This is a genomic window from Neisseria sp. HMSC058F07 (assembly GCF_001810035.1).
In the GTDB taxonomy this organism is placed as follows: domain Bacteria; phylum Pseudomonadota; class Gammaproteobacteria; order Burkholderiales; family Neisseriaceae; genus Neisseria; species Neisseria perflava.
Window position 1 is genome coordinate 3,173 of the sequence record NZ_KV799705.1, and the last position, 23,395, is coordinate 26,567.

At 38.9% G+C, this 23,395-nt stretch carries 17 protein-coding genes; 16 read left to right on the forward strand and 1 reads right to left on the reverse strand.

Annotated elements, in window-relative coordinates:
• Nucleotides 1-799, reverse strand: a 799-nt coding sequence (locus tag HMPREF2696_RS08015; RefSeq protein ID WP_249967842.1) for a DUF6531 domain-containing protein, incomplete at its 3' end; no start/stop codon positions are given.
• A 336-nt stretch (nucleotides 800-1,135) separates the two neighbouring features.
• Between HMPREF2696_RS08015 and HMPREF2696_RS08020 the strand changes: the two genes are divergently transcribed.
• The 16 genes from HMPREF2696_RS08020 to HMPREF2696_RS08095 all read left to right on the forward strand — a co-directional run bounded on the left by HMPREF2696_RS08020 (nucleotide 1,136) and on the right by HMPREF2696_RS08095 (nucleotide 23,286).
• Nucleotides 1,136-1,690: a TagF domain-containing protein gene (locus tag HMPREF2696_RS08020; RefSeq protein ID WP_049337065.1), complete on the forward strand. Its 555-nt coding sequence runs from the start codon at nucleotides 1,136-1,138 to the stop codon at nucleotides 1,688-1,690.
• A gap of 4 nt (nucleotides 1,691-1,694) precedes the next feature.
• Complete coding sequence (gene tssA, locus HMPREF2696_RS08025; RefSeq protein ID WP_004520045.1) at nucleotides 1,695-2,753, forward strand: type VI secretion system protein TssA; 1,059 nt, start codon at nucleotides 1,695-1,697, stop codon at nucleotides 2,751-2,753.
• Nucleotides 2,754-2,830: 77 nt separating this feature from the next.
• The gene (gene tssB / locus HMPREF2696_RS08030) at nucleotides 2,831-3,349 is read left to right on the forward strand and encodes a type VI secretion system contractile sheath small subunit (protein ID WP_004520044.1); all 519 of its coding nucleotides are present in this window, start codon (nucleotides 2,831-2,833) and stop codon (nucleotides 3,347-3,349) included.
• A 31-nt stretch (nucleotides 3,350-3,380) separates the two neighbouring features.
• Complete coding sequence (tssC, locus tag HMPREF2696_RS08035) at nucleotides 3,381-4,880, forward strand: type VI secretion system contractile sheath large subunit (protein WP_004520043.1); 1,500 nt, start codon at nucleotides 3,381-3,383, stop codon at nucleotides 4,878-4,880.
• Nucleotides 4,881-4,960: 80 nt separating this feature from the next.
• Nucleotides 4,961-5,443, forward strand: coding sequence for an Hcp family type VI secretion system effector (locus HMPREF2696_RS08040; protein ID WP_003761730.1), 483 nt, complete (start codon nucleotides 4,961-4,963; stop codon nucleotides 5,441-5,443).
• 165 nt (nucleotides 5,444-5,608) lie between these two features.
• Nucleotides 5,609-6,424 (forward strand): type VI secretion system accessory protein TagJ, encoded by an 816-nt coding sequence (locus tag HMPREF2696_RS08045; RefSeq protein ID WP_004520042.1) that lies wholly within the window; start codon nucleotides 5,609-5,611, stop codon nucleotides 6,422-6,424.
• 33 nt (nucleotides 6,425-6,457) lie between these two features.
• A complete protein-coding gene (gene tssE, locus HMPREF2696_RS08050) occupies nucleotides 6,458-6,970 on the forward strand; it encodes a type VI secretion system baseplate subunit TssE (RefSeq protein ID WP_004520041.1) in 513 nt (170 codons plus the stop codon).
• Nucleotides 6,967-8,943 (forward strand): type VI secretion system baseplate subunit TssF, encoded by a 1,977-nt coding sequence (locus tag HMPREF2696_RS08055; protein ID WP_049337059.1) that lies wholly within the window; start codon nucleotides 6,967-6,969, stop codon nucleotides 8,941-8,943. The genes tssE and HMPREF2696_RS08055 overlap by 4 nt, the downstream gene beginning before the upstream one ends.
• Nucleotides 8,940-9,980: a type VI secretion system baseplate subunit TssG gene (gene tssG, locus HMPREF2696_RS08060; RefSeq protein WP_004520038.1), complete on the forward strand. Its 1,041-nt coding sequence runs from the start codon at nucleotides 8,940-8,942 to the stop codon at nucleotides 9,978-9,980. Before HMPREF2696_RS08055 ends, tssG begins: the two co-directional genes overlap by 4 nt.
• 85 nt (nucleotides 9,981-10,065) lie before the next feature.
• Nucleotides 10,066-12,717, forward strand: coding sequence for a type VI secretion system ATPase TssH (tssH, locus tag HMPREF2696_RS08065; protein WP_004520037.1), 2,652 nt, complete (start codon nucleotides 10,066-10,068; stop codon nucleotides 12,715-12,717).
• 135 nt (nucleotides 12,718-12,852) lie between these two features.
• The gene (tssJ, locus tag HMPREF2696_RS08070) at nucleotides 12,853-13,476 is read left to right on the forward strand and encodes a type VI secretion system lipoprotein TssJ (protein ID WP_004520036.1); all 624 of its coding nucleotides are present in this window, start codon (nucleotides 12,853-12,855) and stop codon (nucleotides 13,474-13,476) included.
• A 33-nt stretch (nucleotides 13,477-13,509) separates the two neighbouring features.
• Nucleotides 13,510-14,853, forward strand: coding sequence for a type VI secretion system baseplate subunit TssK (gene tssK, locus HMPREF2696_RS08075; RefSeq protein WP_049337057.1), 1,344 nt, complete (start codon nucleotides 13,510-13,512; stop codon nucleotides 14,851-14,853).
• Nucleotides 14,854-14,877: 24 nt separating this feature from the next.
• Nucleotides 14,878-16,113 (forward strand): type VI secretion system protein TssL, long form, encoded by a 1,236-nt coding sequence (tssL, locus tag HMPREF2696_RS08080; protein ID WP_004520033.1) that lies wholly within the window; start codon nucleotides 14,878-14,880, stop codon nucleotides 16,111-16,113.
• Between the two features lie 58 nt (nucleotides 16,114-16,171).
• Complete coding sequence (tssM, locus tag HMPREF2696_RS08085; RefSeq protein WP_049343522.1) at nucleotides 16,172-19,729, forward strand: type VI secretion system membrane subunit TssM; 3,558 nt, start codon at nucleotides 16,172-16,174, stop codon at nucleotides 19,727-19,729.
• A 130-nt stretch (nucleotides 19,730-19,859) separates the two neighbouring features.
• A complete protein-coding gene (locus HMPREF2696_RS08090; protein ID WP_004520031.1) occupies nucleotides 19,860-22,133 on the forward strand; it encodes a type VI secretion system Vgr family protein in 2,274 nt (757 codons plus the stop codon).
• Between the two features lie 16 nt (nucleotides 22,134-22,149).
• Complete coding sequence (locus tag HMPREF2696_RS08095; RefSeq protein WP_004520030.1) at nucleotides 22,150-23,286, forward strand: DUF2169 family type VI secretion system accessory protein; 1,137 nt, start codon at nucleotides 22,150-22,152, stop codon at nucleotides 23,284-23,286.
• Nucleotides 23,287-23,395 lie beyond the last annotated feature (109 nt).

The following is a 23,395-nucleotide window of genomic DNA, read 5'->3' on the forward strand; positions in this document are numbered from 1 at the left end:
GGGAGGCGATTTGGTAGAGGTCGTCTGAAATCTGAGAAAAGAAGATTTGTTCGTAAGGATCAAAATAGGCGTTATCCAGACCGTAGGGGTCTTCTTCGGCGGAAGCAGGTCTTTGGGCAGCCTCTTCTTCATATAAATCGTCTTCATCGTCGTCGGCTGCGGAATAAGGCTCGTCAGCTTCGTCGCTGATATCCGGCAACGAAATTTCCCTGCCCTGTTCATCAATATAGAGGAAACCGTCGGCAGTCCGGACAAGACGCATAGAGAACGGCAGCGACCAACCCTGTCCCAGCCAGCCGTTGCCTATTTGGTCGGAATAGTAGCTGCGCTGCCAAACAAGGGGAAGTGGGGAGTCAAAGGAAAAGTCGGTCTCTGTATCGTCAAATAGGACTTTGATACCAAGTACGGCATTAACAGGATTACCGATAGCTGCTGCAACTTTACAGGGGATACAGTGACCATGACCAGAAGTAACTACCCCACCATCAGAACCTGCTCCGCTGCCCCCGCCAAAACCACTGACCATCTTTCGTGAAGGCAGTCTAACACTAGGCAAACCTGGGACCATTGAAGCGAGCGAAACCACATCAGATACAGCATCAGCCACATTAGCTGCAGCAGAGTCAGGAGCAACCAAAGAAAGGGCACTAGAGGCAACATCGGCCACCATCTCTATCACATCTACCGGCCCGGCTGCATTAGTCAGCGGCTCAGGCGGATTGGCAGAACCTTGAGACACCATGGCAGGTGCAGAAGGCTGAGGAACAAGAATACCTATGGTATTACCGGAAGAGGACATGCGATTACTCCGTCGAAATCCTAATTAATCTACAAGTAGAAACCTCAAAACAAGGAACCTCAATCACTTTCTGAGGACTTTGAACACATTATTTTGCAAAAATTATAACAAACAATAAGCTATAAATAAAACTGTATTTGATAAACTTTATTATCTATAATATCATATAGTAAGCGCATATTTTTAAAGATTATTTACATTTCTTTAGTTATTATTTCAAGTGGTTTAAATTTATATTTATCAACACATCGAATTATGCTAGAGTACGAGTCTTAGCAGTTGTATCTAAATTAGCAACTTGGGAATCTAAAAACTCTTCTCTTGTGATGACTACTTATGTTTAAGCAAAATGAAGTCTATTTTTTTGGCAAACTGAATCAATCCCGTGATTTTATTTTCTCCGAGAATCTTCAAACTCATGATAGATTCTTTTGGGATAACTGGTTTAACCGATGCTCCGGCCAAAACAAATTAATTTCATTCACTCGAAAAACATATTCCCCTTTGCAAATTTGGCTATTTTGTATCAAATTACCCGATGATCTTATTTATACTGGTATGGCTGCTGGTAGTTCTGATAAAATTGGCAGAAAATACCCATTTGTGTTATTTTATAAACCTAGCTCTATTCCCGAATCACTTGATTCTCTTTTTTTTCTTTTAAAGAAAAAAAATTCCTTTCGCAAGATATTAAAAGAAGGGGAATATTGTATCGAAGATTTTTACAGTAGTGATACAACAGAGAGCTCTATCCTCTCTGAATCCTTTCACAACTTTTTATCTGATTCAGACGGCATTGGTAGTTTTTGGCAAGAGATTGAAAGCGGTTACCACATAAAACATGAAGGCCTCCCCTCATGCTCACTGTTTAATAAGTTATTTGGATTATAAGTAGATGAACACATTTCCTCGATGGGACGAGCCTATCTCTATCGACAGTCCCGAAGGTGTAAATATCGAATACGATAGCCGCTTTTTAGAACTACAAAGCGTAGCTGAAGGCAAACCAGAACAACAATATGGTGACACGATTATTCCGGCAGAAGAGGCCGACTGGGCAACAGTAGAAAAGTTGTGCAATCAATTGCTAGCCGAGTCTAAAGATTTACATGTCTTGGCTTATTATGCACAAGCTCTTACTGCCAAACATGGACTCGTAGGGTTCTGCGCTGGCTGCGAAGCAATTAGAGCTAATATAGACTTATATTGGGAATCCATTTACCCCAAACTTGAAGATGAAGACGGTGAATTTGATCCCTTTTACAGGATCAATGCCCTTAGCTCCTTTACTACACTTGATGGCATCATCAAAGAGATTCTTGCATCTAAATTATTGATAAATGGGTTAACTCAACAACCAATTACTGTCAAAGAAGCTGTTTCCATACTACAAGGAAATGATTCACAAAATTATCCAGGAGGTAAAGAGCGGCTAATGCTCGATATTAGAGTAAATGCCGATACAGGGAAACCTGAATTAACTGCATTAATTCAAGCATTGGACTGTCTGAAAGACATCCAACGCATTTTCTCGTCTAATTTACAGGATGAACACTCACTTGATTTTGATGTTATTCAGAAACCCCTTACCCTAATTCACAAAGCCATCAACTATAATGATGGGAGCACTCCCTCAGTACAACAGACAGAACAGCCTGAGTTACCCTCTGAAACTAACAGCTTGGCTATTACGCAAGAACAATCTATTCAAGAGGCTGATGCATGGCGCCGTCTGAATATTAAAAATCGCGCTGATGTTGATCTGGCTTTAGAGAAAATCTGCATTTATTTTGAAACTCTTGAGCCCAGCCACCCTGCACCACTGTTTATCCGCAGAGTGCAACGACAAATGAATATGAACTTTTATGACATCATGAAAGATATTAGCCCAGAAAGTATTGTCAATTTAGAAGTTTTAATTGGCAAACCAGATGAAGATACAGCAAATTCCTAAAATTAGTAAACCTCATCCACAATTTCGTAAATATCTTTTAGATATACAACATTATTAATTATCCTAAGGTTATAACCATGTCACGAAATAAATCATCAGGTCAAAAGTTTATTGCCCGCAATCGAGCTCCTCGCGTGCAAATTGAATATGACGTAGAGTTGTATGGCTCAGAGAAAAAGATTGAACTGCCTTTCGTTATGGGTGTTATGGCAGATTTGGTTGGTAAACCTGTCGAGCCACTGCCTGACTTGGCCGAACGAAAATTCTTAGAAATTGATGTAGACAATTTCGACGAACGCATGAAAGCCCTTAAACCTCGTGTCGCCTTCAACGTAAAAAATACATTGACAGGTGAAGGGAATTTGAATGTAGAACTCGAATTGGAAAGCATGGATGACTTCTCACCGGCTGCGATAGCTAAAAAAGTAGCACCTCTAAATGAGCTTTTACAGGCACGTACAGAACTGTCTAATTTACTCTCATATATGGATGGTAAAAGTGGGGCTGAAGAACTAATTGGAAAAGTCTTAGGAGACAGCGAATTACTAAAAAGTCTTGCAGCCGCGCCCAAATCAACATCCAAAAATGAACAATAGTCTCTAATAAAACTAGAAGTGAAAGTAAATCATGGCTGAAAAACAATTAGATACCCTAGAAAATGGCAGTTCGCAACATGTGTTTGCAACCAATGAATTTGAACAGCTGCTTCAAAAAGAATTCAAACCTAAAACGGAAGAAGCTAAAAGCGCTGTAACTAATGCAGTCGCAACATTGGCTCAGCAAGCCTTACAAAATGTCGTCACCATTTCAGATGATACCTATCAAACCATTGAAGCAATTATTGCCGAAATTGACAGAAAGCTTTCTGAACAAATCAACTTGATCTTGCATCATGAGGACTTTCAAAAGCTTGAAGGTGAATGGCGCGGCCTGCATCATTTAGTGACCAATACCGAAACAGATACTTTACTGAAAATCAAAGTATTACCTATTTCCAAAAAGGAAGTTGCTCGTAATTTAAAACGCTTTAAAGGTACGGCTTGGGATCAAAGCCCACTCTTTAAACGTATTTATGAGGAAGAATACGGCCAATTTGGCGGTGAACCCTTTGGTTGCTTAGTAGGTGACTATTATTTTGATCACTCTGCCCCTGATGTAGAAATGCTCAATAGTCTTGAGAAGATTGCAGCGGCTGCACACTGTCCATTTATTGCTGGTGCATCTCCCAAATTAATGCAAATGGAGTCTTGGCAAGAATTAGCTAATCCGCGCGACTTAAGTAAAATTTTCCAAAATGCCGAATATGCTCCATGGCGAAGCCTGCGTGAATCCGAAGATTCACGTTATATCGGTTTAGCCCTGCCTCGTTTCCTGTCTCGCCTGCCTTATGGTGCCACAACAAATCCTGTAGACGAATTTGACTTCGAAGAGGAAACAGAAGGTGCAGATCACAATAAATATACTTGGGCCAATGCTGCTTATGCAATGGCAGTAAATATTAATCGCTCATTTAAATACTATGGTTGGTGTACCGCTATTCGCGGTGTGGAATCAGGCGGTATCGTTGAAAATCTTCCCTGCCACACATTCCCAACCGATGATGGTGGTGTAGACATGAAATGCCCAACAGAAATCGCCATTAGCGACCGCCGAGAGGCAGAATTGGCTGCATTGGGCTTTATGCCATTAATTCATCGCAAGAACACGGATTTAGCTGCATTTATCGGTGCGCAATCTTTGCATAAACCATCTGAATATTATGATCCAGATGCTACCGCCAATGCACGTTTATCTGCTCGCTTGCCTTATTTATTCGCATGCTGCCGTTTCGCACACTACTTAAAATGTATTGTTCGTGACAAAGTTGGCTCATTCCGCGAACGTGATGACATGGAACGCTGGTTGAACGAATGGATTATGAATTATGTAGATGGAGACCCTGCCAACTCTACGCAAGAAACGAAAGCACGCAAACCATTAGCTGCTGCAGAGGTAGTTGTAGAAGAAGTAGAAGATAATCCAGGATACTACACTTCTAAGTTCTTCCTGCGTCCTCATTATCAACTTGAGGGGCTTACCGTTTCTCTACGCTTGGTTTCCAAATTGCCTTCGACTAAACAAGAATAGTCAGGCTTAGTTTATTTAGTTGGGTATATTTAGTGCCCTGTTGTTAAATCGCTTGTATTTTTTAACTAGGAGAGTAAAAAATGGCTATTGATATGTTCATGAAAGTTGAAGGTGTAAATGGCGAATCAAAAGATTCTAACCACAAAGACTGGACTAACATCGAAAGTTTTGACTGGGGTGCAGAGCAACCTGGTTCAATGACTAGCGGTGGTGGCGGTGGTGCCGGTAAAGTCAATTTCAATGACTTGACCGTAGTTGCTGCTATCGATAAAGCAGCTCCAACCATTTTGAAAAACTGCGCTACTGGCCAACACTTGAGCAAAGTAGAAATTTCTGTATGTAAAGCTGGTGGTGAACAAATTGAATACTCACGCACTACATTAGAAGATGTCTTAGTGACCGGTGTGAAATTCATTGGCGTACAAGACAATGATGCTCTGAAAATGCGTTATTCATTCCAAGCTGCAAAAGTGAAAAACCAATATTGGGAACAAACCGATAAAGGTTCTAAAGGTGCTGAAGTTCAAATGGCCTTCAATATCAAAGAAAACAAATCTGCATAATTGATATGTAGATTTAATTAAAAAAGCCTGACTTAAAAGGCGTTTTTAAGTCAGGCTTTATATATAAATGTTTTCACTTTTCAGACGGCACTACTTAACTGAAAAATTAATCTTGTTTTTAACTTCTATTATTCATCTTTATAAATTAAATAAGGGATCATTGAAATGGATTTGAAGACTAAATTATCAGAGATGATTGAGCTTGTACGTTCAAATCCTGACAATCAAGAACATCGTTTAGCACTGATTCAATATCAGTGTCTGTGCGCAAAATGGGAACAGGCTTTAAAACAGATTGGACAATATCAAAAACTGTTTCCTCATACCCAAAAACCTTTAATGCTTTATCTTATTGAAAATATTTCTGCTGAAATGCGGCGTCAGGCAGTTTTGGAAGCCCAACAAAAACCAAAAACACTAGAACAACACGCAAGCAAACTTGATATTCTTCAAAAGCAACTCTCTTTAGTTGCCCATGTTTCAGAACAGAAAAATAAAGCCCTTGTCGATGATTATACTGTGCTATCTGAGAATATAGAAGGCTCGCCCGTACATATTACTTACCTTTTAGCAGATAAATCAGTTTCCGAGATTGATAGTGACTGGATTATGGATGGAGACGTACGTACCGCCTTCGTTTATGAATATTTCTATCAAGGTCACTACTACTGGCAAACATGGAATTCTATTGAAAATATTTCTTTCAAGACACCAAGTTCCTTACTGGACATCATTTGGAGGCCGTCTGAAATCAAATTTACTAATGGTGAATGTATTCAATGTACCAGCCCTGCTCGTTATGCTGTTATGCCTGGTGAAGAAACAGCATGGTCAGATCTACTAATGAAATGTTCACAAACTGACTGGATAGAAATAGCAGAGCAACTCTTTACAGGGGTTGGTCAAAAAACTTTGTATACCGACAACCATGATTTTGGCCTTTTAGATATTTGTAATATTAGATTTGAACAAAATCATTAAAATCTATCCATCTTTCAAACCCAACAATTAAACATGTCGCAATTCAAAAATCAACTGTTACCCTCTTTATTTGACAGACTAACAGATGAAGAGCCACGCAGAAAAAAAGAGGCACGCTCCGATCAGGTCATTAATCTTGATCAATATCGGCAAGCAGTACTGCGTGATATTCTTTATCTACTGAATACATGCAACATGCAAGCAGAAACTATGGGGATTGACCTAACTGAAAATGTACGCTCTTCTACATTAAATTATGGTATCCCTCCCCTTTCTGGTATTAATTTTTCCGATATTGAATGGCAAGATGTGGAACAGAATATCAAACAAGCCATCATCGATTTTGAACCGCGTCTTGAAAATAAGACTCTACAAGTGATCGTAAATACCTCAGACGATGATGACGATGCTTTACACAATAAACTCATTATTGAAATCAAAGGTTACCTGAAACTCAATCCTTATCCTAAAGAATTCTTGCTCCGAACCAGCATGGATGTTGAAACAGGATTGTTTGACTTATTAGATGGGGGAAATGGGGCTTGAATAATAAATTACTGTCTTACTACAACAAAGAGCTAACTTTTCTAAAGGAAATGGGTAAAGAGTTTGCAGCCCAATATCCTAAGATAGCCTCAAGATTAGCTTTAGATACAACTGATATTCCTGACCCCTATGTTGAAAGACTCTTGGAAGGGGTAAGTTTTCTTACTGCACGCACCCAACTTAAACTGGATGCGGAGTATCCTCGTTTTGTCCAAAGAATCTTAGAAGTTGTTTATCCTGACTTCATCAATCAAAAACCGGCTGCAGCTATTGTCAATCTAGAGCCTACTAATCAATATAACGCTGATGTGATCAATCTACTGGAACGAGGAAAAATATTAAGGTCTCTGCCTATTGATGAATTTAGAGTAAGTTGTCCATTTTCTGTAACTAAAACTACTGAAATTCTGCCACTTCGTATTGAAAAAGCCAAATATACTGACTCAATAGGTTATTTACCAAACGCACTCCCTGCACTCAAACAATCCTCTGGTAAGAAAGTACAATCTGCCTTGCGTTTGGATTTTTCATTGAGCGTACCAGGTACATGTTCAGAGATGTTGCCAGATGAATTATCTATATTTTTGGGTACAGAGCTTTCCAAATCATCTTCATTGCTGTTTCTATTGGCTTCTGAATGCGTGGGTGTTGTTTGCCACAGTTACGAAAATCCAAAACAATGGTATTACCCATTACCTACTACACCAGAACATCGTGGTTTTCGAGAAGATGAAGCCTTATCATTTAATTTAGATAAATCGGTGAGTGCATTCCGAATTATGCAGGAGTATTCACGCCTACCGGAAAAGTTTCTATTTATTTCTCAAAAAAATATTAAACAAGCCGTCCAACAAGCCGAAAAAAAAGGACACTTACCTAAAGTACCTGAACATTTAGAGGAAATCGTAAACGATAAGGGAGTCAATAAAAAAATTATTACTTATCGTAAACGCTATTTTAGTCTTTCATTTTTATTCAGTAATAAAATACCTGAATTAACTGAGCTGATCGGTGTAGATGATTTCTCTGTAAATGCCGTACCAGTCGTCAACTTATTCAGAAAAAAAAGCTCACGCTTTCCGGTAAATATTCAAGATCAGGAGTACCATGTCGTTATCGACCGTACCCAGCCCCTGAATTATGAAGTCTACGCTATCGAGCAAGTAAAAGGCTTTGATACCAACAACCTTCAAACCGTAGTATTTTCACCAATGTACAAAGCACCGGATATAGGACTCTTTCCTGAGTCCCAAACTCAACATGCTTATTTTTCTGCTCGTCGTGCTGATAGAGTACCATCCGAAAACTCAGCTAAAAATGGTTTTCGCTCTTCCTATTTAGGTAGTGAGGTATTTTTATCTCTTGCTAATAATCAGAATTACGCCTTTAATTCAAACATACAACACCTTTCTGTCGATACTTGGTGTACAAGCAGAGATTTGCCTCTAATCATGCCTCGAGACGGAGAATCTGACTTTCTTATTGAGGGATTTTTGCCAGTCAAATCAATTAAACTGATTTCTAAATTAACAAGGCCTCAAGAAGCAGTAAGTGAAGATAGGACACTTTGGTCATTTTTAAATCAATTGAGCTTAAATTACCTATCGCTCTTGAATACTGATAAAGAAGATGCGCCTGTTGCTTTGAAAGAGCTTTTAACAGTATTTGTTTCTTCTGAAAGCGATTTACTGAAAAAACAGATTGAATCAATTACACGAGTTGAAACCTCAATTATTAACAAAGTAGTCCGTCATTATGGAGTTGCAGCCCCTATCAGAGGAATCAACATTACCATTACACTAGACGAAGCTCAATTAGGCGGCGTCCATCCTTTCCTATTTGGATCAGTTTTAAACCATTATTTCCGACGTTTGGTGTCTATTAACTCATTTGTACAACTGAGAATTGACACGCTCCAGCAAGGTCATATTGCTACTTGGCCGTCTGAAATTGGAGAGAGAATGATTATATGAGTCCAGTCAACCCTAAAACAGATTTTGGTGACTCATTAGACAATGCTTGGGATGAAAAACTTACAGTCTTTTTAAATAAAGTTTCCTCTCAGCCGTATAAGTATGATTATTTTTCCCTCTTGCGCCAGCTTGAGTCCGTTAAATTTATTACTGGTGGGCAAATATTAGGCAAAGCTATTAGCCCCAAAATGGAGAAAATAAGGATCCACCAAAATCCTTCGCTTACTTTTGCCCCACGCAATCTCCAATCGGTAACCTTATCACCACATTATGTAGAAATTTCCATTAATGGATTTGGTCTGTTTGGCCCATCTGGCCCACTACCTCTACATTTAACCGAGTATGCTTATGAACGCCAACATCAACACGGTGACCGGGCATGGGCAGGTTTTGCAAATATGTTGCAACACCGTCTGGCTATCTTATTCTATCGAGCATGGGCTAATGCCCAAAGCATTACATCTTTAGATAAAAATGCTGAAGACCGCTTCGGAAAATATATTGCCAGTTTTAACGGCCTTAACATTCCGACCACACATAACAAAGGCTTAATTCACGAATTTGCCAAACGTTATTTTTCCGGTCTATTGATAAAACAAAGCCGATCTGCAGTCAACCTGCAACAACTGCTCACTCGCTATTTCCAAGTTCCCGTTAACATTCAAACTAACGTGGGGTACTGGGTTAAGGTTGAAGAAGAGAAAACGCAAATTGGGATTATGGGTAACTACACACTTGGTGATGGTTTACTACTAGGTGACAAACTCTATGATGTGCAAAGTAAATTTCGGATTATTATTGGCCCACTTACCTTACCAGCCTACCAATCATTCTTTAAAGACGGTATTAATACAGCCCGTTTACGAGAATGGGTTCGTTTATTTGCCGCAGAAGAATATGAATGGGACATTCAACCTATTCTGATGCAAAAAGAAGTTCCACTGATGGATTTAGGAGGGAACACTCAACTCGGCTTATCAACTTGGCTGGGAAATGTTTCCCGAGACGCAGAAGACTTGATTGTCAGCAATCATTAATCGGCTTTTCAGACGGCCATCGTCGATAAAAGCTTTAGAAAACTATTTTTGGACATATTTGAAATAATTTAACTAAGGACGTCTTATGTCAAACATCAGCCGCAGCGTATTATTTGGTAAGTTAAATACTACTTTGTATAAAACTTTGGAAAATGCCTATACCTTCTGTCGTCTTCGAGAAAACAGCTATGTTGAATTAGTACACTGGCTACACTCTCTACTTCAAACTGAAAAAACAGATATCTTCTGCCTGATAAATCAGTTTAACTTAGATGAAGTCAAAGCACGAAAAGATGTATTGGCTGCAGTAGAAAAATTACCTGTTGGTGCTACTGCCGTTATTGACTTCTCCGAACATATCCAAACCCTTGTCGAACAAACTTGGACATACAGTTCACTAAAATTTGGTACAGACAAAATCCGTACAGCTCATATTTTCTATACCATGCTGCAAAATAAGACTTTACAGGGTATTCTGGCCAATATTTCATCTGAGTTCCTGAAAATCAAACCGGAGACATTGGCAAACAATATTATTGCTATTACTGCTAACTCTGAAGAGAATCTTGATGTTACCCAGAATGCCTTATCTTCCGAGCCTAATGCTACCCACAAAGAAAGTGCCTTAGCTAAATACGGCAGCAATCTTACCGAAAAGGCTAAAAATGGCGAAATAGATCCAATCACAGGCCGTGACACTGAAATCAGACAAATGATTGACATCCTAATGCGTCGCCGTCAAAACAACCCGATTCTTACAGGTGAAGCCGGTGTTGGTAAGACTGCTGTGGTTGAAGCTTTGGCATTACGTTTAGCTGCCGGAGATGTTCCGCCTGGGTTGAAAGACGTTCAATTAATTCTATTGGATATCGGTTTGCTCAAAGCTGGTGCCAGTGTTAGCGGAGAATTTGAATCACGCCTCAGAGCAGTTATGGATGAAGTAGAATCCAGCCCAACCCCAATCGTGCTATTCATCGACGAAATCCATACTTTAATTGGTGCCGGTGGAGCTGTCGGTACTGGTGATGCTGCCAACTTACTCAAACCTGCATTAGCTCGTGGCAAACTTCGTACTATTGGTGCAACCACATGGGCAGAATACAAAAAATATTTTGAAAAAGATCCTGCCCTAACTCGTCGCTTCCAAGTTGTACAAGTAGATGAACCCGATGAAGAAAAAGCCATCAACATGCTTAGGGCATTGAATGCTTCTCTAGAAAAACACCATAAAGTGATTATTCTTGATGAAGCAATCCAGGCTGCTGTAAAACTTTCTCACCGCTATATTCCAGCACGTCAGCTCCCCGATAAAGCTGTAGGCCTGATTGATACTGCCTGCGCACGTGTTGCAGTCAGCCAACATGCTGTACCTGGAAGCATTGAATATCTACGCAAGAAGTCAGAAGCATTAAAACTTGAGCAAGCAAATTTAGAACGTGAGAAAAAACTCAGTTTTGATTCTGAAGCTAGAATCACAAATATTGGTAAAGAATTAACTGAGGTTGAAGGCCGTCTGAAAAAATTAGAAGACAGATGGAAATCTGAAGCAGACTTAGTTGCCGAGCTATTGGCTGTACGTGAACAAATCATGCAGGTTGAACAAGAAACAACCGATGAAGAAAATAAACAGTTGCGTACCCGCCAAAAAGAACTGGTTACTAAATTGAAAAAACTGCAAGGCGTCCAACCTTTGGTTATGCCGTTAGTAGACAGTCGTACGGTTGCTGACGTTGTAGCAGACTGGACTGGAATTCCTGTCGGAAAAATGATGAAAGACGAGGTTGAGGCTGTATTACAGCTTGCTGATACCTTAAATAAGCGCATCATCGGCCAACGCCACGGTTTGGATGCGATTGCCCGCCGTATTCAAACTTCACGCGCCAATCTAGACAATCCCAACAAGCCTATTGGTGTTTTCATGCTTGCTGGCCCTTCCGGCGTGGGTAAAACCGAAACTGCACTGGCTCTAGCCGATACATTATATGGTGGTGAACAAAACGTGATTACCATCAACATGAGTGAATATCAAGAAGCTCATACTGTATCCACTTTGAAAGGAGCTCCTCCAGGTTATGTCGGCTATGGTGAAGGTGGCGTATTGACTGAAGCTGTACGTCGTAAACCTTACAGTGTTGTCTTACTCGATGAAGTAGAAAAAGCACATCCAGATGTTCATGAAATCTTTTTCCAAGTATTCGACAAAGGCTGGATGGAAGATGGCGAGGGCCGCTATATCGACTTTAAAAACACCATTATCATTCTTACCACCAACGTTGGTACAGATTTAATTATGGATATGTGTGATGATCCCGAAATGTTGCCTACTCCAGAAGGCCTAACTAAAGCCCTGCGTACTCCCCTGCTGAAAACTTTCCCAGCTGCTTTATTAGGCCGGATGCAAGTTATTCCTTACTATCCGCTATCCGATGATATGCTCTCAAAAATTGTTGAATTGCAATTAGACCGTATCGTAAAACGCATTAAAGATAATCATGGCATCGACCTACACTATACCCCTGAAGTGTTAAAACTAATCACTTCACGTTGTACAGAAGTTGAATCAGGTGGCCGCATGATCGATGCGATTCTTACCAATACGGTTCTACCACAAATCAGCCAAGAACTACTTACCTGCGCAACACAGGGGAAACAAGTTTTGAGCGTAAATATCGACGCAAGCAATCATGACTTCAATTACCAATATAAATATAAACTTAGAAAGAAAAATACTTTATAATTCTAAGTAAAATAAGAAATCTTAGTATTTCGATCGACAGTCATAGACCAACTAGTTCCTAAAATCTAGGCTGTCGATTAATTTAAAATTTCTATCATTAAATACAATCACTATTGATGTACCTAGGTAACCAAAATGCATGGAAAACTGATAAAATATATATCATTTGCAATGATATCTTTGATGGTAAGCGCATGCGCATCCAACCATAAACCACCAAAAGAATCTGACGAAAGTGGAGAAAAAATTGATGTACAAATCATAGTTTCTCCCGATGTCAATCCAAATTTAGTTGATCAACCTTCCCCCATAAGATTGGATTTATATCAACTGTCATCTGATGGTGAATTTAAAAAAGCAAACTATTTTGATCTTACTAATAATGCTAAAGAAACTTTAGGAGACAAATTAATTCAACAAAACCAATTCATGTTACACCCTGATACGGTTTCTGTATTACCTATCAAGATGGATTCTCATCTGAAATACCTAGGTGTTGTTGCCAGTTATCGTGATTTGGATAATAGTCAATGGAGATTAATTTTATTAAAACAAAAACAACGATGGTATCAGTTTGGGAAACACTATTTCTACGTGAATATTGGGAAAAATGAATTATATCAATTATCGAAATCAGAGATGCAAGAAATGCTAAAAGAATATAAAGAGCGCCATCCTGATGATCCGACTATCAAAGAAAATGGGAAAACTCGTAAGAATAATAGTGATCTGAGCAAAGGCATTTTCCGCGAGGAATAAATACTTATATATAAATAATTTGAGGTTGAATGCATGGCAATTGAAGCAAAAGTAGTTTGGTCGGAGGGAATCTTTATTACCCCACAGCATTTCCAGCAATTTGAACGTTATCTTGAGTCTGGATTACGTCAACTAGCTGTTTCTAAAGAAGGTTATTTTTGGGGATTTTCATCTTTAGTACTGGATTCAGACGGCCTCAAACATGGTGTTCTTGGTATTCGTGAAGCAGAAGGTATTTTTCCTGATGGTTCTATATTTGTGTTTTCCCAAAAACAACTTGAAAATTTAAGCTTAAAAGTACCTGCAAACATAAAAGATACCAAAGTTTGCTTAGCCATTACTCTGCCATCCTCTGTCAATAATGAGATTGACTTTCTAAATCAAAATTCTGCTCACTCTTACCGATATAAAGCATTTGAGAAAACCCTTGCAGATACAACAAACTCCGAATTAGACGGTCGCCAAATTACACTAGCAGATCTTAATCCTACATTGATTTTAGAAAATGATTTAACTAGCAATCAAACTGCCCTTCCTATTGCAGTTATCCGATCCAGTTCAGCAGACTTTGAAATCATTCTAGACGAATCATATATTCCACCTTCCCTAGGAAGCCAAAAGCAACAACACCTAAAAGCTTACATTTCAGAAATATATGGCTTATTAATGCAAAAAAGCAATAGTCTAGCTAACGCTGTAAACGACCCGAATACCGGAGGTTCTGTTGAAGTAATGGACTTTATGATGCTTCAGACCATCAATCGGTATCTGGCTTATTTGCATCATGAAAATGAAGGCGCTCGTCAAACTCATCCAGAACAATTATTTGTCAACTTATCAAAATTATGTGCTGATTTAATGACTTTCCTTCCTTCACGCAAGGTAGGAGATGTTCCTATTTATGAACACAATGATCTAGCATCATGTTTTGGTAAATTATTTTTTAACTTGCGCAAATCACTGTCTATTGTACTTGAACAAAGAGCAATTAGAATTCCATTAGATTTGCGTGATGAAGCAACCCGAGTCGCCCAAACTCCTGATCAAAGCTTACTGGATAAAGCTTCATTTGTCCTAGCCATCAAAGCTGATATGCCTAACGAAGCCTTACGCCAAAAAATTCCAAGTGTAGTAAAAATAGGTACTGTAGAAAAAGTTAAGGAATTGGTTGCTTACCATTTACCTGGAATTAAAGTTCATGCGTTATCCGTGGCACCAAGAGAATTACCATACCATAGTGGTTATGTTTATTTTGAATTAGATAAAAAACATGAATTATGGGATATGTTTGATACTTCCTCAGGTATGGCTTTCCATTTGGCTGGTAATTTCCCTAATTTAGATGTTGAATTTTGGGCGATTAAGTCTTTAAGTTAATTTGATTTAATTTGGAATTTCATTATGAATAACCAGAATAATACTGCAAACAACGCAGTAAATGTTTATAACCCTTTAATTGAAGCTGCTAAACCTGTTCTTATCTTGGCTAACTCTATGCAGCAAACTACTAGTCAATTATCTACTGACAGCCTAATTAATAAATTCTCTCTCTTAATTAATAATTTTGAAGAGAATGCTGAAAAAAATGGAGCTAAATATGATGCCATTCAGGCTGCAAAATACTGTCTTTGTACATTTGTAGATGAATTAGCAGTCCGTGCAGGCTGGGCTGATGAAACTTGGTCAAAGAATAGCTTATTAGTATCTTTTTACGATGAAACTTGGGGTGGAGAACGTTTTTTTGAAATCATTCAAAATTTGAAACAAGATTCTGATAAGAATATTGATTTATTGGAGTTTATGTATTTATGCCTACAATTTGGTTACAAAGGTAAGTACCAGGTTCTAAACAATGGGGAGCTTGAGATCGATAAAATTAAAAGGGACCTACTTGCCTTAATTCACAGTAAACGACCTGACCAAACTGCTAATCTTTTTAAACATAACCCGATTATTACAAATAATATTCAAAGGAAACGCAGGCTTGCTATTCCTTTATGGGTAGTAGGCGTATTAGGAGCTGTTGCATTAGGTGTAGGCTATTTTACAATGCAATGGTCATTAGGAGATAAATTCAATACAGCCAGTACAAAAGTAAACAGCCTCAAACTCCCTTCAGTAATCACCAAACAACAGGATACACAAAAAACAGTCCGACTACGGCCTTTATTGGAAAATGAGATTGCTAGAAAATTAGTATCTGTGGAAGATTTTCAAGACAGAAGCACTGTTACTATTTTAGGTGATGGCTTATTTGAATCCGGCTCTGCACAAATTCAAGACCAATATTATCCTGTTTTGGCTGCGGTTAGCCAAGCCTTAGATAGTGTGGAAGGACAAATTATTGTTACGGGATACACTGACAATCAGCCAATTCAGAGCTTAAATTTTCCATCCAACTGGCATTTATCACAGGCTCGGGCAGATGCAGTAAAAGAAATTTTATTGAATTACGTTAAAAATGGTGGAACACGCATCCGTTCTGAAGGGCGAGGCTCAACCGATCCTGTAGCACCAAACGATACTTTGGAGAACAGGGCTAAAAACCGAAGGGTTGAAATTACATTATTTACTACAGAAACTGGACCCAAACTAGGTAGCACAGTCGAAATAAAAAACAATACCTCCAATCCTTAACAAAACGGTAGTGCAAACACACAATAATCTATTTTAGATTGATACGGAAAAAATAGACATGAAAAAAATTATTTATTTTCTAGGTTCTCGCTCTTTATGGGTGATGTTGGGTATTACTGGCCTAATTATATTAGTATGGTTTATTGGCCCATTAATCTCCATAGGTGAAGTTCGCCCCTTAGTAAGCAAAACTATTCGTTTTGCAGTGTGTGCCACTATTATTGGTATTTGGTTGGCTAAAGCTGTATTTCGCCAATATCGTGAATCCCGACGAAACGCTGCTTTATTGAAAGAAATTCGAGCAGCCCAAGAACCTATTTTAAAAAGTGCAAATGATGTTAGCTCTATGAGCCGCCAGTTTGCTGAAATGGACAAAGTATTAAAGAATGCTAAATTTTCTAAATCTAAAAACAGTTTGTTGGCTAGACTAGAAGAAGGTCAATACCTCTATCAAATGCCATGGTATGTTGTCCTAGGGGCAGCAGGATCTGGTAAAACGACTGCACTCAAACGTTCTGGCCTTAACTTCCCCTTAGAGAGCACTTTGGGGACATCTGTAAGTGGCCTAGCAGGTACACGAGATTGTGATTGGTTCCTATCGGATGAAATAGTATTTCTCGATACAGCTGGTAGATTATCTTTACATGACAATCATAGCAGTAAAGATTCTAGTGACTGGGAAGAATTTGTAACGCTGCTACAACGTTACCGACCTAAACAGCCAATAAACGGAGTATTGGTTACTGTAGGCGTAGATGATTTATTGGGCGGAAAAACCAATATAACAGAAATCTCAGTAGAACTGCGTAAAAGAATCCATGAAATGCATACTAAATTAGGTATACATTTTCCAGTTTATCTTATGATAACCAAATTAGATTTATTGCATGGTTTTAATGAATTCTTTAACCATCTAACTGAAGAACAAAGAAATCAATATTTAGGGATTCCTCTATCTAATACAGAAGGAATGGAAACCCCTATCGCTACTGCTTCTAATGCCTTAGCAGATATTGTAGATAAATTACGCTCCTCTATGTTGGGTACTGTTCACCAATTAGAATCCACTGAAGACAAGGCTGCGGCTTTTGCATTCCCTGAGGAGTTCGAGCGTCTTAATCAGGCCGTACTTTCCCTATTTAAAGAACTGTCTAAATCTTCAAAATTTGAGCAACCTATCGCATGGAGAGGTGTTTATTTTTCAAGCTCAACTCAAACAGGACAACATCTCAACCCTATACTGGAAGGTTTGCAAAGTGATTTCCAATTATCTAAAAAATACTTGGATTCAAACCAGGCCTCTACTCAGAATAACGAACATAGCTTTTTCTTAAATAGACTATTTGCTGACGTTATTTTAAGCGAGGCAAATTTGGCTGGTGAGAATAAATCTTGGTTTGTCAAAAAACAAATCTTGTATTGGCTAGGTATTGGAGCTATTGCAACTGTAGTAATCGCATGTTTGACAATGATGTTGAATAGTTACTCCAATAACCAATCATATCTTGAACAGGTTGATAAAAAAGCAACTGACTTAGCTTCAGATGTAAAAAAATATACAGACGGCCCTGATTTACTTAAGGCTGTAACATTTGCTGAACAAGTTAGAGATACAACTACCAGTAAAGAAATTCCAGATTTATTATCCCCTCCGCTCAGCTATCGTATTGGCCTTTATCAAGGCAGCCAAATGAAAGATGTTGGGGAGTCAGCCTATTATAGAATTCTTCAAGACAACGTAATGCCATTAATCAGCTATAAGTTGGATGAACTTCTACGCACAGCTAATGGCTCCAACAATATTAATAGCTATGATGCATTAAAAGCTTATCTTATGATGTTCCACAAAGAACATTTTGATGCTGCTTTTATGCAAAACTGGTTAATGTCCAATTTGTCTAAAACAGAATCATCAGGTATGAGTGACCAACAAAAAAAATCTGTTGAAAAAGCTCTGAATCAGATTCTTTCAAAACAAAGCATTACACCAAGCGTTCCCTATGATGAAGAATTAGTAGAACGTCGTAGACAGGAAATTGCGCAAAGAGACATTGCAACCATGGTATTAGAAGATACCATAAATACAGTTACTCTCTCTGGAAAGGGAGGAGTTACACCTGTATCCTTTTCAAGTATGGGTGGAGTGCAAAGTCACTTGTTATTCCGACGTAAGACTGGTGGAACTCTGAAAGAACCTATTAACTTTATTTATACCAAAGAAGCCTACATTACTAAAGTTTTGCCTGCTATGGTTAAATCTGCAGAGCAGTTTTTTAATGAAGACAACTGGGTATTAGGTGACTATGCTTCTTTAAGTCAAAGCAAGGCATCTGTCCTTTCTGATGCCCAAAGAATCTATTTCAGTAATTACATCAAAGTTTGGAATAGTTATTTATCTGATTTGTCATTAGTAACACCAAAGTCATCACGAGAGAGTACTCAAATTGCTAAGCTGCTATCTGAAAAGAACTCACCTTTAGTCAATATTATTAAAGGAATTAGTGATAATACGACTTTAACTATTGACAAACGAATAACAGAAAAAGCTGGAAGCAAAATTACTGATTGGTTAAATAGAGCGGGACTCTCGAAACTCTTAGAGAGTGAAGAGGGGAATAATGTAAAGAATGAATTAGCTGCTTTAAAACAAGCAACTCCAGTCGATGATGCTTTTGCAGATTTCCATATATTAACTGAAACCACTAATGATCAACCTCCAGCTATTAATAACGTTACAGAAGCTATAAATGATTTATATGTTTATTTAGTTGCCGTTAATGTTGCTGTAGAAAAAGGAGTGGACTTACCACCTGATGATCCTTTCGTAAAATACAAGGCTGAAGTAAATAGACTGCCACCTCCCTTTCGCCAAATGTTAGATAACTTTTCTGAAATTATTCTGAAAAACACTAACAAAATTGTTGATGAAAAAATTTTATCTACTTTAGAAAAACAAATGGCCACATTGACTAATAGTTGTCAAGAAATACATCAACAAGGATACCCTTTCGATAAAGGATCGGAGGACAATGTCGCATTAGAGAGTTTCACCAGTATATTTGGTCCCAATGGTATCTACAGTAAATTTACCAACTTGACTGGTGAAGCTGCCGTATTGGCACGCTCAGAAAAACTGGAAACTTTAACTGCTAAAAATGATGCGTTTAAAGATCGTTTTGCAAAGCTAAATGATATAGCAGACATTCGACAAGGGTATTTTGATAAAGGATCAGAAACTCCTACATTCGACTTTTCAATTAAAGTTTTAATTCTTGATACCAGTTTAGAAAGTGTAAATATTTCATATGCAGGTAAGAGCTATGTATACAGCCATGGTCCTGTAAATCCTGTAACCTTTACTTGGCCATCCAAGAGTGAAAATGCTTTAGCTAAAATAGATATCTCATCTCCCCAAATCAACAGCGCAGGTATTAGTTCAACTGGGCCGTGGTCAATCTTCCGCCTTATTGAAAAAGGTAAAATTATTCGCCAAACAGGAAATACCACTGTTGTCGAATACAATATTAAAGGAAAAAATCTTATACTTGAATTTACTACTTCTACTGCCTTTAATCCATTTAATTTAAGTAAATTACGGAATTTTCAGTGTATTTAAAAGTTTCAATAGAGATGTAAATAATATTATCTAAAATATCACTTCCACATATTTTATCCCTATTTAAAATATAGGATAAAAATACTTCTAACCGGAATATTGGTTTAAGATTGACAAGGAGTTTCCCGAAATGAATAGAACTATCGTTGCTCATACGCCTTTGGGATCACAACTATTATTCAAAAAAATGCTTGGAACAGAATCCGTTTCAAATCTGTTTGAGTTCAATATTACATTGGTCTCCCCAAACCCAAATTTACAAGGCAAAGATATTATTGGTCAGTTTGTAACATTGGAAATTGATACTGAAGCAAGCAGTCCTCGTTACCTAAATGGTCTGGTTACCGATTTCGGTTATATTGGAGAAGATGAGGACGAGGAAGGTTATCATGCCTATACTTGTACCACTCGCCCATTCATGTGGTACCTCACTCAAAATACAGACAGCAGGGTTTTCGTTGATAAGTCCGTATTAGATATCGCTAATGAAGTCTTAGCACCATTCGGATTCCCATACCAGATAAAATGTCAAAAAGGGTATCGAACAAGAGGCTTTTGTGTTCAATATCAAGAAAATAGCTTTGATTTCTTAAACCGCCTATTTGAACAAGAAGGTATCTACTATTATTTTGCCCACAGTAACGGTTCACATGAGCTGGTTATTACTGATGATGTCGGTGTTTTAGAAGCTATTTCATCCCCTAACATCCCCTACCACTCTCGAAATACTGCACCAGGGGCACCAAATATCGCCTATATTGATATTTGGGAAGAACGAGATGCTTTAAAATCTAGTCAATTTGTTACTCGAGAATACAATTATAAAAATGCTAAAGTACCGATGATGTCTTCAGACTCAGTTCATGACTTTAATTCGGTATCTATGGAACACTATGACTTCTACACAGGTTTTAGTGATGTGGCAGAAGCACAAAATTACAGTCAGGTTCGTAGTGAAGATTTGAAAAGCCAAACCAAGATTATTACTGGCTCAGGCACTGCACTGACACTTGCTCCAGGTTATACGTTTATCCTGAGCAAACACCCTCATGCATCTTCTAATACCGAATATACTATTTTAAAAGCTGATTATGATTTCGAAGAGGCAGGCTATACGTCTGGAGACCGTATTGGCAAATTTAGAATTTCATTCCGCGTATTACCTAAATCTTATCCATACCGCCCTCCTCTTAAAACTCCCAAGCCAAAAGTTTTAGGGACACAAGCAGCTACGGTAACAGGACCTGCAGGTGAAGAGGTCTACACCAATGAATATGGCGATATTAAAGTCCAGTTCCACTGGGATCGCTATGGAAAAATGGATGAAAACAGTTCCAACTGGGTACGAGTAACTCAGGGCTCTGCTGGTGCTGGCTATGGCTCTATTAATACACCACGCATTGGCGAAGAAGTACTGGTTGATTTTATTAATGGCGATGCTGATCGACCCATTGTATTAGGCCGTCTGTATAACAGCGCAATGTCGCCACCATGGGGATTTCCTGCTGCAGCTAAGCAATCCGGTATCAAGAGTAAAAGTTTTAACTCTCCATTAGCCAACTTTAACGAACTGATGTTCAATGATACTGCTGGGTCTGAAATGGTCAACTTCCAGGCACAGAAAGACTTGACCTCACTTGTTAAGAATAATGAAACCCGTAACGTCAACAACGACCGAACCACTACAATTGGTAATAATGAAACTGTAACAGTAGTAGGTGATCGAGCTAAAACCGTTCAAAAAAACGAAACTGCCTCAATTACCCAAAACCGTACCAAATCAGTCGGCCAAAACGAAACTTCCAGTATTACCCAAAACCAAAGCATTAGTGTTGGCCAAAACCAAAGTACTTCTGTGGGTAAAGATCAGAGTGTTTCTGTCGCTAAAAATCGAACCCATTCTGTTGGCCTCGATGAAAACATTGGCATCGGAAAAAATCAGGCTTTAACCGTAGGCTTGGATCAAAACGTTTCTATCGGCAAAAATCAAGCATTGACCGTTGGTGCCAATCGTAACAAAACCATTGTATCCAACGAGGTAAGCAGCATTGGTGGCAATAAGCAGGAAACCGTCAGCCTAAATGGTATGAGCAACGTTGGTATCGGACAAATGACCAACATTGGCGCTGGCTATATGCTAAACGTCGGAGGTGGTTGGATGACCAACGTTGTTGGTGCCGAAATGCATAGCGTTGGCCTAGTTATGGGACTTAATGCAGGTTTAAATATTGGCCTTAATGCCGGCAATAAAATTACCTTATCTGCTGGGAGCAAAATTACCCTTCAAGTAGGCAACTCAATGATTGTAATAGATAAAAATAAAATCTCTATCGTTAGTAAAAAAGTTAAGATCGTTGGCACTAATGTAGTAGATATGGATGGTAAAAAAGTCGATATCAACTAGAAGAAAAGGTATATAAATGTTCGAATTGGAGAACTTTACCTGCTTTCATACGCAGCAATTTAAAAACATCGACCAGTTAGATCGAACATATGATGTCGTAGTTGCTAAAGTCAGTTATGAGTTTGAAATCGATCCTGTAACTGGAAAAACCGTACTTAAGTTTGCCCAAACGCAGACGCCTCTTACATTTGCAGATACTTTTTACGGTGAACCATCTCAAACTTCAACTCAGTTTGAAAGCGACTTCTGCCTTTATAAACCTAAAACTGATTTAGTGGTCAATGCAATCGCCTATGCACATGATGACACTCCCGCTCGGCAACTTGCTGTAGCGGTGAGTGTTGGCGATTACCAAAAAAGTCTGGCTCTTACTGGCGAGCGCTACTGGGTAAGAGAGATAGCCGGATGGTCTCTAAGCGAACCAGATCCTATTCTCTCCTTGCCCATCCGCTATGAATTTGCCTTTGGCGGTAGTGCAGTTGAAGACGATCATGAGGGGCATCAGCAAAATCCTGTCGGTATTGGTTATTATCCCAAATCCCAACTCAAACAAAATGGGTTCAAAAGGATATTAAAGGCTCACCAGATTTATGACCCAAGCCATCCGGTACGAGATCCTGCTGAAAATGTTGCTCCTGAAGGATTTGGCTTTATGCCCCGTTATTTTGCGCAACGGGCACAACATTCAGGTACTGCCGATGCAGAATGGATAGCTAACCGTGCACCTTTATTACCAAAAGATTTTTCTATGGCTTATTGGAACGGTGCTCATCCTTCCCTTCAATTGCCACATCTAAAGCCTAACCATATCTATACACTAGGATTTACCGGCATGGTACATTCCTTTCAAGCGCCCAATCAGTACTTTACTGTCGAACTACCGGTAGAGACTGTATTTGTACATGCCCATACCGCATCTAATATGTCTTTGTGTAAAGACATGGTGTTGGATACCGTACTCGTTGATGTAGAACAACGCCGCATCGACTGTACATACCGGACTTCTTTTGCAGAAGAGCTGGAAATTTCTGCATGTCAACTCAGGTTTATTGCTCGACATGAACGGGCAGAACAAATCGCAGCCGCAGTTGCATGCCATACTTCACAAGACAAATTTATCCCGATACCGCCTTCTCTTGCGGCACTCGCGTAAACAACTAAAAGACCGTCTGATTATCAACCGATTGTAGCCAATTTTTCAGACGACCCCATCCCCCCAACAGGAGCACCCAATGGCCGTCAATAAAATCGCCCGTAAAAGC